The sequence below is a fragment of the Pseudomonas sp. genome (genome assembly GCF_032058845.1).
Lineage (GTDB): Bacteria > Pseudomonadota > Gammaproteobacteria > Pseudomonadales > Pseudomonadaceae > Aquipseudomonas.
This window is the reverse complement of sequence record NZ_DAMCCR010000110.1, coordinates 1-13306: the sequence shown is the minus strand read 5'-3', so window position 1 is coordinate 13306 and position 13306 is coordinate 1. Positions and strand designations below refer to the sequence as shown.

Here is a 13306-nt window from a genome sequence, read left to right as displayed (position 1 = left end):
GAGGTGCAGCGCGCCCTGGCCGAGCGCGACGCGCGCGAACAGCGTCTGCAAGCGGCCTGGGCCGAACGCCATCAGCCGGCGATCACCCGTGACGGCCATGCGCTGGAAGTGTTCGCCAACATCGGTGAAAGCACCGGTATCGACAAGGTGGTGGAGCAGGGCGCCGAAGGCGTCGGCCTGCTGCGCACCGAGCTGGTGTTCATGGCGCACAGCCAGGCGCCGGATGTTGCGCTGCAGGAAGCCGAGTACCGCCGTGTGCTCGACGGGCTGGGCGGGCGGCCGCTGGTGGTGCGCACCCTGGATGTGGGCGGCGACAAACCGCTGCCGTACTGGCCCATCGCTGCGGAAGAAAACCCCTTCCTCGGCGTGCGCGGCATCCGCCTGACCCTGCAACGCCCGCAGATCATGGAAGACCAGCTGCGCGCCCTGCTGCGCGCCGCCGACAACCGCCCGCTGCGCATCATGTTCCCCATGGTCGGGCAAGTGCATGAATGGCGTGAAGCCAAGGCCATGGTCGAGCGCCTGCGCCTGGAAATCCCGGTGGCCGACCTGCAGGTCGGGATCATGGTCGAGGTGCCCTCGGCCGCGCTGCTGGCACCGCAACTGGCGCGCGAGGTGGACTTCTTCAGCATCGGCACCAACGACCTCACGCAGTACACCCTGGCCATCGACCGTGGCCACCCGAGCCTGTCGGCGCAGGCCGATGGTCTGCACCCGGCCGTGCTGCAACTGATCGACATGACCGTGCGCGCCGCCCATGCCCACGGCAAGTGGGTCGGGGTGTGCGGCGAGCTGGCAGCCGACAGCCAGGCCGTGGCGATCCTGCTGGGGCTTGAGGTGGACGAACTGAGCGTGGCCTCGCGCAGCATTGCCGAGGTCAAGGCGCTGGTGCGCGAAACCGATTTCCAGGCAGCACGCGCGTTGGCGCAGGCCGCATTGCAACAAGACAGCGCAGCCTCCGTGCGTGCGCTGGTGGAGCGAACCTGATGGCCAAGATTCTGACCCTGACCTTGAACCCGGCGCTGGACATCACCGTCAGCCTCGACGTGCTGCGCGCCGGGCACGTCAACCGTGCCCAGGCACAAGCCAGCCACGCGGCCGGCAAGGGCTTGAACGTGGCCCAGGTGCTGGCCGATCTGGGCCATGACCTGACGGTCAGCGGCTTTCTGGGCCGCGACAACCTGCAGCCCTTCGAAGCCCTGATCGAACAGCGCGGCTTCACCGACAGCTTTGTGCGGGTGGATGGCGAAACCCGCAGCAACCTCAAGCTGGTCGAAGCCGACGGCCGGGTCACCGACGTCAATGGGCAGGGCCCGCAGGTCGATGACGCGGCTCAGGCGGCCTTGCTGCGCCGTCTGCAACAGATTGCCCCTGGCTTCGACGCCGTGGTGGTGGCCGGCAGCCTGCCGCGCGGCATCAGCCTGGCGTGGTTCGAGCAGTTGCTGCGTCAGCTCAACGGGCAAGGCCTGAAGCTGGTGCTCGACACCAGTGGCGAGGCCCTGCGCGTTGGCCTGCGCTGCGCGCCGTGGCTGGTCAAGCCCAATGCTGAAGAGCTGGGCGAGGCGCTGGGCATGACCTTGCCTGACCGCGCCGCCCAGCACACGGCGGCGCGCCAGTTGCTCGATGCCGGCGTCGAGCACGTGGTGCTGTCCAACGGCGAGCATGGCCTGAGCTGGTTTACCGCCGCACGCACGCTGCATGCACGGCCGCCCGCGGTGAAGCTCGCGAGCACCGTAGGGGCCGGCGATTCGCTGGTGGCCGGCATGCTGCACGGCCTGCTCCAGGGTGAAGCGCCGCAGCAGAGCCTGCGCCGCGCCACCGCCATTGCCGCGCAAGCCGTGAGCCAAGTGGGCTTCGGCATCTGTGACCACGCGCAATTGGCCCGCCTGGAGGCGGCCGTGCATGTAGAAGAACAACAGGAGAGTGGTCAATGAACCTCGCCATCGTCACCGCCTGCCCGAATGGGCAGGTGTCCAGCGTGCTGAGCGCACGCCTGCTCACCGCCGAGGCCCACCGTCGCGGCTGGACCGCCAGCGTGGAGGTGGCAGACCCCGAGCACCCCGAACAGCGCCTGACGCCCGAGCAGATCGCCGCCGTGGACTGGGTGTTGGTCATCGCCACCGGCCCATTGGATCTGCGCCGCTTCATCGGCAAGCGCGTGTTTCAGAGCACTCCCGCGCAAGCCCTGGCCGATCGCGAACGCTTCCTCGACGAAGCCGCCGCCAATGCCCAGCTGCTGGCCGCCACCGACCTCACCGAGGGCGCAATCGAGGCGCCGGCCACTGTGGCCGCTCAACCGCGCCTGGTCGCTGTCACCGCCTGCCCTACGGGCGTCGCCCACACCTTCATGGCCGCTGAAGCCCTGCAACAGGCTGCTGCACAGAAGGGGTATCAACTGACCGTGGAAACCCAGGGTTCGGTGGGTGCGCGTAACCCGTTGTCCGCCGAGGCCATCGCCCAGGCCGATGTCGTGCTGCTGGCTGCCGACATCGAGGTGCCCACCGCACGCTTCGCTGGCAAGCGTATCTATCGCTGCGGCACCGGCATTGCCCTGAAACAGGCGTCTGCGACATTGGACAAGGCCCTGGCCGACGGCAAGGTGGAAAGCGCCGGCGACGCCACTGCTGCACCGGCCAAGGCCGAGAAGGCCGGGGTCTACAAGCATCTGCTGACCGGTGTGTCGTTCATGCTGCCGATGGTGGTGGCCGGTGGCTTGCTGATCGCCCTGTCGTTCGTCTTTGGCATCAACGCCCACCAGGTGCCGGGCACCTTGCCCGCCGCGCTGATGCAGATCGGTGGCGAGGCGGCGTTCAAACTGATGGTGCCACTGCTGGCGGGCTACATTGCCTGGTCCATTGCCGACCGTCCGGGGCTTGCGCCTGGCATGATCGGTGGCCTGTTGGCCAGCACCCTGGGCGCTGGCTTCATCGGCGGCATCGTCGCCGGTTTCCTGGCCGGCTACAGCGCCAAGGCCATCGCCCAATGGGTATGTTTGCCGAGCAGCCTGGAGGCGCTCAAGCCGATTCTGATCATTCCGCTGCTGGCCAGTCTGTTCACCGGCCTGGTGATGATCTACGTGGTCGGCCAACCCGTGGCGGCCATGCTCGCCGGCCTGACGCAGTTTCTCGACAGCATGGGCACCACCAACGCCATTCTGCTGGGTGTGTTGCTGGGCGGCATGATGTGCGTCGACCTCGGCGGGCCGATCAACAAGGCCGCTTACGCCTTCTCGGTCGGGCTGCTGGCCTCGTCCAGCTATGCGCCAATGGCGGCCACCATGGCCGCGGGCATGGTGCCGCCCATTGGCCTGGGCATCGCCACCTTCATCGCCCGACGCAAGTTCGCCCAGAGCGAGCGTGAGGCGGGCAAGGCGGCGCTGGTGCTGGGGCTGTGCTTCATCTCCGAAGGGGCCATTCCGTTCGCCGCCAAGGACCCGCTGCGGGTGATCCCGGCGAGTATCGCCGGCGGAGCGCTGACCGGTGCGCTGTCGATGTACTTCGGCTGCAAGCTGATGGCGCCACACGGTGGGTTGTTCGTGCTGCTGATTCCCAATGCCATCAACCACGCCTTGCTGTACCTGCTGGCGATTGTCGCAGGCAGCCTGGTAACGGCCGTGATCTATGCGCTGATCAAGCGCGGTGAGCCTGTAGAGCTGGCCGTCGCAGCTCCGCAGCGTTGAACGCGGCGCCGAGTCGATGACCGATCAGGGGCGCCATGTGCGCCCCTGATGCATTTCAGCGCTGCGGTATTCCCTTGCGCAGGGGCACGAGCAGGTCCATCAGGCCGTTGTGGTCGATCTCGTGCATCAAGGCCAGCAAACCGCCCAGCTCCCCAGAAGGAAATCCCTTGCGCGCGAACCAGGCCAGATAATCACCGGGCAGGTCGGCAATCAGCCTGCCTTGGTATTTGCCGAAGGGCATGGTGCGGGTGACCAGCAGTTGCAGGGTTTCAGGGTTCATGCGAGGCGCCAGATACGAATGAGTCGCGACCCTACTGCAAACTGCACGACTCACCAAGGCCAATCATGCAGAACGCGACGCATGGCGTTTGGCCTTTATCTGTTAATTCATTGATTTAAAAGGATTTTATATTTTCTTAAAACTGGCACGAAGGCTGCTCTCTTCTAAGGACTAATCAATGCCAAGGAGTCTGGACCATGAGCAACCCGAACAAAGACGTTATCGATGTCCTCAACGACCTGATCGAGTACAGCAAAGACGGCCAGAAAGGTTTCGAGAAGTCGGCTGAAGATGTGAAAAGCCCGCAGCTCAAAGCGTTCCTGCAAGCACGCGGTGCCGGTTGCGCAGATGCTGCCCGCGAACTGCAAGCCGAAGTCCTCCACTTGGGCGGCAAGCCTGAAGACTCGACCAGCCTCACCGGTGATCTGCACCGTGCATGGATTGACCTCAAGACCACGTTCACCAGCAATGATGATGAAGCGGTCCTGAATGAGACCGAGCGCGGTCAGGATTATGCCCTGAAGGCGTATCGTGAAGCGCGTGAAAAGCTGACCAAGCTCAACGTCCCAGCGGCCCAAAACAGTCTGGTGCTGGTCGATAAGCAGTTGCAAGGCGCGCAAAAAAATCACGACGAAGTAAAAGCGCTGCGCGATCGAGTCCGCGCTGAGAACCACTAAGTCTGCGGGCCTTCCACCCGGTTACGGCCCATAGCCTTGGCCCGGTAGAGCGCCTCGTCAGCCAAACCCAGCACGGTCGAAAGATCCTGCTGGGTTTTTTCCGTGTACAGCGCGATGCCAATGCTGACGGTAATGGTCGAGCCAGTCTGGCCAAACGCCGGCAAGGCCTCGACCGCTGCGCGAATGCGCTCGGCAATCAGGCGCGCGCCCGGTGCATCGGTTTCCGGCAGCACCACCTGAAATTCCTCACCCCCATAGCGTGCCGCCAGGTCGGCGGGCCGGCGAATGCAGCGCTCCAGCGCCTTGGCCACCTCGCGCAAGGCGTGGTCCCCGCCGGCATGACCATGACGATCGTTGAACGCCTTGAAGTGATCGATATCCACCATCAGCACTGCCAGTGGCTTGCCGCTGCGTTGCGCACGGGCCCATTCGAGCCTGAGAGTCTGGTCGAGACGCCGCCGATTGGGCAGGCCGGTAAGGCTGTCGGTCGCGGCCAGTTGCGCAAGGTTAAGCTCGGCGCGCTGGCGTCGGCGCAACTCGCGGCCCAGCAGCACCGTCAGCCAGAGCAAGCCCAGGCATAGCGCGCCGGTGGCGGCCCCGACCATCCACGCGGTACGGCGCCATGACTGAAACACCTCATCGGCCGAGTGCACCACCAGCACGATCAGCGGCAGGTCGGTCACCTTGGCGAAGGTATACATGCGTTTTGTACCGCCCCGGGCCTCGGAGGCGGCAGTGAAGCTGCCATTCTGCTCGGCGATGATCCGCTCGAAATTGGAGCGTTGCCGGTAGTTGCCGCCGACCTGCGGGTCGTTTTCGCGCACCGGCTCGCGCGCCAGCAACTGACCGTCGGCGGTGAACAGGTTGATGCTGCTCTGCACGCCGATGTCCAGGCGCTGAAACAGTGCGGTGAAATACGACAGCGGCAACGCACCCATGGCCACGCCGAGAAACGCGCCATTGGGTGAGGAGATGCGCCGGCTGAAATTCACCGACCAGTCCAGCTCGCTGAGCTGCAGGGGCGACGGCGGGCTGATCAGCAGGCCGAGATCGGCGCGGTCACGGTGCGCCATGAACGCCGCGGTGTTGGCGAAGCTGGTCTGGCGCGACAGGGTACCGGTGGAGTCGCCCCGCACCTTGCCTCGGGCATCCAGCCACAGCAGGTCGCCCTGCCCGGGTGGGGTAATGGCCCGGCGGAACAGGATCTGCTGGCGCAGCTCCGGCGTCAGCCGCAGCAGTTGTGGATGCGACACCCCCCAGATGACGCCGCGCAGCGCCTGGTCGTACAGCTCGACGTTGCGCAGGATGTCGCTCTCGATCAGCTGCACGATGTTGTTCGATGCCCTGATGGCAGACTGCTCGACGCTATCGCGTTCGCGCCCGAGCAGGTAGCTGACGATCGTCACGATAGCGAACACGGCCAGAACGCTACCCAGCGTAAGGGTGCGCTCGGGACGTGATCTGAGTAGCGCAGGCAGTGGGGGAGACGAAGGCAACGGCAGGCTCCCTGGGAATGAGACCCCCTTGACGTTCGAGGGTCGGCATGAGCGAGGCCGTTATTCTAAGGAAGCAGGAGAGGTGGAACAACCGATAGTGGGCCTCGTCGAACGGCCGATGGCTCGATAGCGAGGCGACACGGGCCGCTGCGAGGTTGTCTGGGCTCTGTGGGTCGACACTCGAGGGAAGACCGTTGCAACTGAAGTTCGCGCTGGGTGCGGGAACACTGTAAGTCCTGAAGGCCGACGGCTCTGCCCTGATGACTGCGGCGCGCAGAGCGCCCCGCGAGACGGCCCGGAGACAGCGATGGAGCGGGTCGCAACGCATTCAACGCCACAGCTGCCAGCCTGCCGTTCTCGATCTTTCGGTTTCTGTAACAATAACGCGCTGCTTTCAGCTGTCGGCGTGATCAGTTGCCACCGCTTTGGACGCCGCCTGCGCCTCACCGCCTGCCGGATCGGCCTGCTGCGCGAACAACGCCTGCGCCTGTTCGGCAATGGCCTGGTTGCGCGCCGCAAAAACCGGTGATTCTTCGGCCTGCGCGAGGGGTGACAACATCAGTGCCGAAAGGACGAATACGCTGGCAATACCCATGCTGTTGGACATTTTCAAACTACCTTCTTGCGATGCAAGTGCTGTGTGGATGGGTCTACGGTAGCCCTCGCACCGAGGCGGAAACAGCGTCATTCGCAATAAGCACTGTTGCAGAAAAGGTAAGGATAGGAGGGGAATGACCACGCTGTCCGGCCAGTGGGCCGGCCCGTACGCGCCATGGAAGGCGCGCTAGAGCGCCTGTAGCGATCAGCGCATGGCGCTGCCGTACCGACCGCGCTGCAGATGACGGTGGGTCACCCGCCTGGTATCGGTCTTCAGAACCCGATGAAGGTGTAGTAGGTCGGCGTCTGTGCGGTGACCTGCAGCCCATGGGCGCCAACCGTCTGCGCCAGTGCCGGGTCCTCGACGTGCAACTGCCACGGCTGCGCCACCCCCTCCGAGCAGTGCTCCAGCGCTTGGGCAAATGCCGCCATGTTGGGCAGCCAGGCAGTAAAACCATTGCCCTTGAGAGCGCTGGTGGTCATGCCCAGGCGCTGGCACACCACAACCTTGGCGCCGATGTCCTCACGGTCGGCCTGGCGGGACGCTTCGATCAGCGCGCGCAGCGCCGGGTCGACCGGTACCTGCCCATGGATCAACTCGGGGCCTTGCTCCCAGGCTTCTGCCGGGCAGTCCTTGGCCTCGATACGCAGGGGAATGTGCGGGTTGATTTCTGCCGGATAGATCTGACACACCAGCGGCCGGGATTCGTAGATGCCGCAACGGTCGGCTGCGTCGAGGTGCCGGCAGCGGCCGGGGTTGAACGCGGCAAAGGTGATCGCCACCTGCACCTCGCCTGTGCCACACGCCACTGCCGACGACCGGCGCAAGGCATGCTCGCGCTGATCGACCGGCATGCCCGGTCCATCCGTGACGAAGCCTTCGATGAGCACGATCACCTGCCCACCGGCCACGGCCCATTGGCGCGCCTCGCGAAGCGTCAGCGGCACATGGTGGCCGCTGCAGCATTTACCGCAGCCTGTACAGGCGAAGCGCACCGACGTGCTCATGACTTGCCGGCAGCCCACTCGCTGACGAAAGCCTTCTGTACGCGGCGGTCATACAGGCACAGCTCGGTGCCGGTGCGGCCTTTCATGTACTTCTGCGGGTAGACGCCCTCGATGAGCAGCGCGCTATAGCCGACCTGGTCATCGAATTCGGCAGGTTTGCCGAGGGCATGGGCGTCTTTGAGCTGGCTGGCTGCCAGGCAGGACTTGAGCAGCGACTGGCGATATTCGTTCCAGGCCTGGCTGCTGGAGGCTTGCGCCACACCACTGGCCAGGGCGCAGGTGATCAGGATGGAGCAGAAAAACTTCATACGCGATACCAGCATTTTCAACGGAAGACGTTGGATTATGCCCGACTAGTCTCAGGCATCAACCCTGGGGTTATGTCTTCATCTCTCTGCGCGAGCCGTTGATCAGCCAGTGACTCAGTGTTCGCCAAACACCACCGCGCGTGCCGCGACCAGCAGACAGTCTGTCAGCTCCGGCGAGGAAAACTTGGTGAGAATCGCGTTGGCCCCGGCCAGTTGAGCCTTCTCGCTGCTCATCGCGCTGTCCAGCGAGGTGTGCAGCAACACGTACAGGTGTTTGAAGTCGGGCGTCTCACGCAAGGTCCGGGTGAAGGCATAGCCGTCCATCTCGGACATTTCGATGTCCGACACCACGATGTTGATCTCGTTGGCGGTGCCCTGGAGTTCCAGCAACACATCGATCGCATCCTTGGCGCTGCGCGCGGTGCGGCACTCGATGCCGAGGTTGCGCAAGGTGTGGATCGACTGCTGCAGCGCCACCTGACTGTCGTCGACCACCAGAATGTTCGAGGCGGCCAGCAGGCTGGTGGCATCGTGATCCAGCGCATCGTTCAGCGGCTCTTGAGCCGGTGGGGCAATGCCGTGGATGACCTTTTCGATGTCCAGCACCTGCACCAGGGTGTTGTCGACCCGGGTCACGCCGGTGATGAAGGAGCGGCTGCCCGAGCCGAAAGGCGGCGGCTTGATGTCGGTGGTCTGGCAATGAACGATGCGCACCACCGCCTGCACGTGCAGGCCCTGCCGCGAACGGCTGATTTCAGTGACGATCAGGCAGCCGCTGTTGGGGTCATCCAGCGGGCGCTCGCCGATGGCGCGTGACAGGTCGATCACCGACAGCGGATTGCCGCGCAACGTGGCCACCCCTTTGACGTGCGGATGGGATTCGGGCAGGCGGGTCAGCGCCGGGCACGGAATGATTTCGCTGACCTTGAGCAGGTTGATCGCCATCAGCTTGCCGCTGCGCAGGGTGAACAGCAGCAGCGACAGCGAGTCTGCACGGGCGGTTTGGGTGGCCATGGGGCGCGCTTGCACTCAATGAGGGAGGATGCCGGGTTATCGGCCTGGGGCCGGGGGGCTTTAGGGCTGAAGACAGAACGCAGGCCAAATGCAGTGACGAGGCACGAGGGTTTGCAGGCTTTTCGTGTTGCCTGCCCTACGCAGGCCCTGGCTCGGCCAGCCAGCCAGCCGGCCAGCGCTGCGCAGAGCAAAGCGCCAGCCCTGCAGCCCCGCGAGCTTGTCGACCTCAGTCAATCCAGAAGAGGGTCAGGGAAGTCGCTTACTGCCGCAACGCTCACGCCACCTGCAACCGCTGGACCTCCAGTGCTATTTTTTCACCATGCTCGACCTGGCGCCTGGTACCTGACCCGGACGTGCGCTGAAGCAAAAAAACACGGCCACCTAACGCTCCCGTAAAGCCTCCCGCGCCCGATTCATCGGCTTGATCAAATAATCCAGAATGGTCTTCTCGCCCGTGCGGATGTCCACCGTCGCGATCATGCCCGGGGTAATGGCGAACTGCTTGCCGGCCTTGTTTTCCAGGCTGTCGCGGTCGGTGCGGATGAACACGCGGTAGTAGTAGATCTCCGGTTTCACTTCGTCCTGCAGGGTGTCGGGGGAGATGCCGACCACCTTGCCGTCAAGGCTGCCGTACACCGAGTAGTCGTAGGCGCTGATCTTCACCTTGGCGGCCTGCTCGGGGTGGATGAAGGCGATGTCGCGCGGTGAAATGCGCGTCTCGATCAGCAGGCGGTCGTCCATGGGCACGATTTTCATCACCTGGCCGCCAGGCTGCACCACGCCGCCGAGGGTGTTGACTTCGATGTCCTTGACGATGCCACGCACCGGCGAACGCAGGGTCAGGCGGGTGAGCGAATCGGTGCGGCCGCGGATCACCGCCTTGAGACTGTCGGCCTCGGCACTGGCCTTGGCCAGCTCCTCACGGGCGCGCACCAGATATTCCGAACGCGCTTCGGTGGCCTTGAGCTCCAGTTCCGAGCGCTGGCGGTTCAGGCGGATCACCTCGACGCGGCTGGAGGCGCCGAGCCTGGCCAGGTTCTCGGTGATCTGCAGCTCGCTGCGCACCAGACGCAGCGAGTCCTGGATGCCGGCCAGGGTCTGCTCCAGGCCACGCCGGCGGGTCTGGTACAGCGCCGTTTCGGCTTCTTTCAACTCAGCGGAATCGCCGAGGCTGTCGGGGAATGCCAGCGGTTTGCCGCTGACCTCGGCCCGCAGCCTGGCCATGCTGGCCAAGGCCGCGCGGTATTTGGCTTCGCTTTCGCCGACCGTGGATTCGGTCTTGGTCGGGTCGAGCTGGGCGAGCACCTGGTCGCGCTGCACCCGGTCACCTTCAGCGACGTTCATCTGCGCGACGATGCCGCCCTCGAACGACTGGATCACCTGTTCGCGCGAGCTGGGAATGACCTTGCCGGTGCCGGTGGAGACTTCGACGATCTCGAACCAGGCCGCCCAGGCGATGAACGCCGCGAGCATCAGCGCGCAGGTCATGATCACGCGGCCGGCGCGCAACACGGCGTGGTCGTCCTGGCCGTCGAGGTAGGAGGCGGGCAGCGAGGGCTGGCTCATGGCTGGGCGCCTTGGTTGGACCGTGCAGGTGCACCTTCGTGCGCGTCGTGCCGACCTGCGCAGCAGGCCGGGGTTGGCGATGCCGTGCTCATGCCTGGCCTCCTTGGCGCAGCCGCGCCAGCGCGGCGTCGCGCGGGTCATCGATGACGATGCGCCCGCCATCGAGCACCAGCACCCGGTCGACCCGCTGCAGCACGCTCATGCGGTGGGTGGCGATGATCAGGGTACGGCCTTGGCAGAAGCGATCGAGGTTATCCAGCAGGGTGCGCTCGCTGACGTCGTCGAGCGCTGCGGTGGGTTCATCGAGCAGCAGCACCTGCGGCTGACGCACCAGCAACCGTGAGAGCACCAGCGCCTGGCGTTGCCCGCCAGAGAGCCCCGTGCCGCCTTCCAAAATCAGATGATCCAGGCCCTTGGGCAGTTGCCGCACGAAGGCCAGCGCGCCGCTGGCAGACAGCGCCGCGACCAGTTCCTGGTCGCTGGCCTGACCGGCGCCGAGGGTCAGGTTTTCCCGCAAGGTGCCGTGGAACAGCCGCGCGTGCTGGGCCAGCAGGCCAACGTCGCGGCGCAGGTCGGCGGGGTCCAGGTGGGCCAGGGCGATCCCGTCCAGCGTGACCTCGCCTTGAGCCAGGTCCATGGCGCCGCCCAAGGCTTGCAGCAAAGTCGACTTGCCGGCGCCATTGCGCCCGAGCACCGCGATGCGCTCGCCGGGCGCAATGTTCAGCTGGCCGATGTGCAAGGCCGGCGCCGCTTCCGGGCTGTAGCGAAACACGGCCTGGCGCAGGTGGTATTCACCCTGAATGGCAGGCAGGTGCACCCGCGCTTCGCCCTCGGGGTGGTCCACCGGGCTCTGCATCAGCTTGTCGATGCCCTCCAGCGCCACCTTGGCCTGCTGCCAGCGGGTCAGCACGTGGGTCAGTTGCGCCATGGGCGCCATCATGCGCGAAGCGAGCATGGAGGCTGCGACCAGGCTGCCGGTGGTCAGGTCGCCGGCAATCACCATCGGCGCGCCGACCACCACCACCACGGCGAACACCGCGCCCTGAATGTTCTGCGTCCAGGTCACCAGGCCGTTGGTCAGGGTGCGCAGGCGCAGGCTGTTGTGCGCGCAGGCGGCGTTGTACTGGTTCCACTGCCGCTCGAAACGCGCCTCGGCCTGCAGCGCCTTGATCTCGTCCAGGCCCTGGATGCTCTCTACCAGCATGGCGTTACGCAGCGCCGATTCACGCATCGAGGCGTTGGCCAGGCGCGCCAGGCGGCGCTGGGCAAGGATGCCCGGCAGAATCATCAGCACCAGCGCCGCCAGCGGAATCACCACCAGCACGCCACCGATCAGCCAGAACACGAACAGGAACAGCAAAAAGAACGGCAGGTCCGCCAGCGCCGTGGCGGTACTCGAGGTGATCAGGTCGCGAATCTGCTCCAGCTCGCGCAACTGCGAGATGAACGAGCCGGTGGATTTTGGCCGTACGGAATTGCGCAAGCGCAATGCGTGACCGTAGACCAGATCGGAAATGCGCAGGTCCGCGCGCTTGCCCAGCAGGTCGGTCACCTTCAGACGCAGCAGGCGCATGGTCAGATCGAACACCAGCGCCAGCACCACGCCGCCGAACAGCACGTACAGGGTGGGCAGCGACTCGGCCGGGATCACCCGGTCGTACACCTGCATGGAAAACAGCACCCCGGCCAGTGCCAGCACGTTGGCGACCAGGGACGCCAGCATCACCTGGCCATAAGGCCGCAGGTCACGCAGCACGATGCGTGCAAACCAGTGGCGGTCGTAGGGCGCGGTGTAGTCGTCGGTGCGCACGTCGCGCAGCGGGCGGGCCGGGCGCAGCAGCGCCACGCGGCGGATGCGGCCCTGTAGCTCGTCGCGGTGCAGGCGGCTGGCCAGGCCCTGATCGCCGGCGAAGACCACCGCCAGTTGATCGTCTTCGGTCACCGCGTCGACCACCGCCAGCTGGCCGTCATCGAGTTCCAGCACCAGCGGCGTTCGCCACTGCCGCAGGCCCTTGGCATCGAACAGGACGAAGCGCAGTGTCAGCCCGGCCTGGCGCGCCATGTGCTGGAGGATTTCGTCCAGCGGCCGGGCATCTTCGGCGGCAGCCAGGCGAATGCGTTGTGGCGAGACATCCAGGCGATAGTGGCGAGCCACGTGGAGCATGTTTTCCAGCCACGGACCGAGGTCGGGGCGTTGGGCATGGCTAGTTGCAGTCGGACCAGCTGCGGCGGGACCACCCGCGCCAGGTCCACCCGCGTCGGTGCCCGCACCGCCGGCAGCGTCAGGAGTGGCGGCGACCGGTTTGGTCAGGTTCACGGCGTCGTTCATGGCAGGATCTCCACACCTTGCAGGCGATGGCCCTCAAGGCCCAGAACCGGGCGCAGCGCGCCGTTGTTGTACAGGCAGTCGACGTTCAGGCGCAGCAGGTCGGAGCGGGTGGCGGCCATGTCGAAGCGTGACTGATAGATCTCTTGCTCGGCGTTGAGCAGGTCGAGCAATGGCCGGGTGCCGAGGTCGAGGTATTGCCGGCCATAGAGCATGCGCGCCTCTTCGATGCTGGCCTGGCGCGACTCCAGCGAACGCAGGCGGCGGCCCAGCCCCGAGGTCTGCGCCTGGGCTTCGGCCAGGCCGCGACGGGCCTGCAGACGGGCATTGTCCTCGGCATGATCGGCGGCGCTCA

At 65.5% G+C, this 13306-nt stretch carries 12 protein-coding genes and 1 pseudogene; 4 read left to right on the top strand and 9 right to left on the bottom strand.

What is annotated here, in order from left to right; translation table 11 throughout:
• From RT028_RS17335 to RT028_RS17325, 3 genes are all read left to right on the top strand, one after another.
• The coding region (locus tag RT028_RS17335; protein WP_312936339.1) for a putative PEP-binding protein at nucleotides 1–987 on the top strand (987 nt) is incomplete at its 5' end.
• Nucleotides 987–1934 carry a 1-phosphofructokinase gene (pfkB, locus tag RT028_RS17330; protein WP_312936338.1) on the top strand — a complete coding sequence of 316 codons (948 nt, stop codon included), beginning with the start codon at nucleotides 987–989 and terminating at the stop codon, nucleotides 1932–1934. The genes RT028_RS17335 and pfkB, both read left to right, overlap by 1 nt.
• Nucleotides 1931–3679 (top strand): fructose-specific PTS transporter subunit EIIC, encoded by a 1749-nt coding sequence (locus RT028_RS17325; RefSeq protein ID WP_312936337.1) that lies wholly within the window; start codon nucleotides 1931–1933, stop codon nucleotides 3677–3679. Before pfkB ends, RT028_RS17325 begins: the two co-directional genes overlap by 4 nt.
• Before the next feature lie 55 nt (nucleotides 3680–3734).
• On the opposite strand, the gene RT028_RS17320 is transcribed toward RT028_RS17325, so the two are convergent.
• Nucleotides 3735–3959: a DUF3820 family protein gene (locus RT028_RS17320; protein WP_312936336.1), complete on the bottom strand. Its 225-nt coding sequence runs from the start codon at nucleotides 3957–3959 to the stop codon at nucleotides 3735–3737.
• 197 nt (nucleotides 3960–4156) lie between these two features.
• Here RT028_RS17320 and RT028_RS17315 point away from each other — a divergent pair, with 197 nt between their 5' ends.
• Nucleotides 4157–4636 (top strand): PA2169 family four-helix-bundle protein, encoded by a 480-nt coding sequence (locus RT028_RS17315; protein ID WP_312936335.1) that lies wholly within the window; start codon nucleotides 4157–4159, stop codon nucleotides 4634–4636.
• Here RT028_RS17315 and RT028_RS17310 read toward each other — a convergent pair.
• The 8 genes and pseudogenes from RT028_RS17310 to RT028_RS17275 form a co-directional block, all read right to left on the bottom strand.
• Complete coding sequence (locus tag RT028_RS17310; protein ID WP_312936334.1) at nucleotides 4633–6132, bottom strand: sensor domain-containing diguanylate cyclase; 1500 nt, start codon at nucleotides 6130–6132, stop codon at nucleotides 4633–4635. The genes RT028_RS17315 and RT028_RS17310 overlap by 4 nt on opposite strands.
• Before the next feature lie 394 nt (nucleotides 6133–6526).
• Nucleotides 6527–6739 carry a hypothetical protein gene (locus RT028_RS17305; protein WP_312936333.1) on the bottom strand — a complete coding sequence of 71 codons (213 nt, stop codon included), beginning with the start codon at nucleotides 6737–6739 and terminating at the stop codon, nucleotides 6527–6529.
• Between the two features lie 263 nt (nucleotides 6740–7002).
• Nucleotides 7003–7737, bottom strand: coding sequence for a YkgJ family cysteine cluster protein (locus tag RT028_RS17300; RefSeq protein WP_312936332.1), 735 nt, complete (start codon nucleotides 7735–7737; stop codon nucleotides 7003–7005).
• On the bottom strand, nucleotides 7734–8045 hold the full coding sequence (locus RT028_RS17295; RefSeq protein WP_312936331.1) for a hypothetical protein: 312 nt from the start codon (nucleotides 8043–8045) through the stop codon (nucleotides 7734–7736). Before RT028_RS17295 ends, RT028_RS17300 begins: the two co-directional genes overlap by 4 nt.
• Nucleotides 8046–8159: 114 nt before the next feature.
• Entirely contained in the window at nucleotides 8160–9059 is a 900-nt protein-coding gene (locus RT028_RS17290; protein WP_312936330.1) for a chemotaxis protein, read from the bottom strand.
• Nucleotides 9060–9440: 381 nt separating this feature from the next.
• On the bottom strand, nucleotides 9441–10625 hold the full coding sequence (locus RT028_RS17285) for an HlyD family type I secretion periplasmic adaptor subunit (protein ID WP_312936329.1): 1185 nt from the start codon (nucleotides 10623–10625) through the stop codon (nucleotides 9441–9443).
• 88 nt (nucleotides 10626–10713) lie between these two features.
• Complete coding sequence (locus tag RT028_RS17280) at nucleotides 10714–12954, bottom strand: type I secretion system permease/ATPase (protein WP_312936328.1); 2241 nt, start codon at nucleotides 12952–12954, stop codon at nucleotides 10714–10716.
• Nucleotides 12951–13306: pseudogene (locus tag RT028_RS17275) on the bottom strand (channel protein TolC); the annotation flags it as partial. The pseudogene RT028_RS17275 and the gene RT028_RS17280, both read right to left, overlap by 4 nt.

Coding starts and splice junctions, on each gene's coding strand:
- RT028_RS17300 (WP_312936332.1), bottom strand. CDS start 7,737: ATGAGCACGTCGGTGCGCTTCGCCTGTACAGGCTGCGGTAAATGCTGC.
- RT028_RS17290 (WP_312936330.1), bottom strand. CDS start 9,059: ATGGCCACCCAAACCGCCCGTGCAGACTCGCTGTCGCTGCTGCTGTTC.
- RT028_RS17315 (WP_312936335.1), top strand. CDS start 4,157: ATGAGCAACCCGAACAAAGACGTTATCGATGTCCTCAACGACCTGATC.
- RT028_RS17305 (WP_312936333.1), bottom strand. CDS start 6,739: ATGTCCAACAGCATGGGTATTGCCAGCGTATTCGTCCTTTCGGCACTG.
- RT028_RS17325 (WP_312936337.1), top strand. CDS start 1,931: ATGAACCTCGCCATCGTCACCGCCTGCCCGAATGGGCAGGTGTCCAGC.
- RT028_RS17280 (WP_312936328.1), bottom strand. CDS start 12,954: ATGAACGACGCCGTGAACCTGACCAAACCGGTCGCCGCCACTCCTGAC.
- RT028_RS17285 (WP_312936329.1), bottom strand. CDS start 10,625: ATGAGCCAGCCCTCGCTGCCCGCCTCCTACCTCGACGGCCAGGACGAC.
- pfkB (WP_312936338.1), top strand. CDS start 987: ATGGCCAAGATTCTGACCCTGACCTTGAACCCGGCGCTGGACATCACC.
- RT028_RS17320 (WP_312936336.1), bottom strand. CDS start 3,959: ATGAACCCTGAAACCCTGCAACTGCTGGTCACCCGCACCATGCCCTTC.
- RT028_RS17295 (WP_312936331.1), bottom strand. CDS start 8,045: ATGAAGTTTTTCTGCTCCATCCTGATCACCTGCGCCCTGGCCAGTGGT.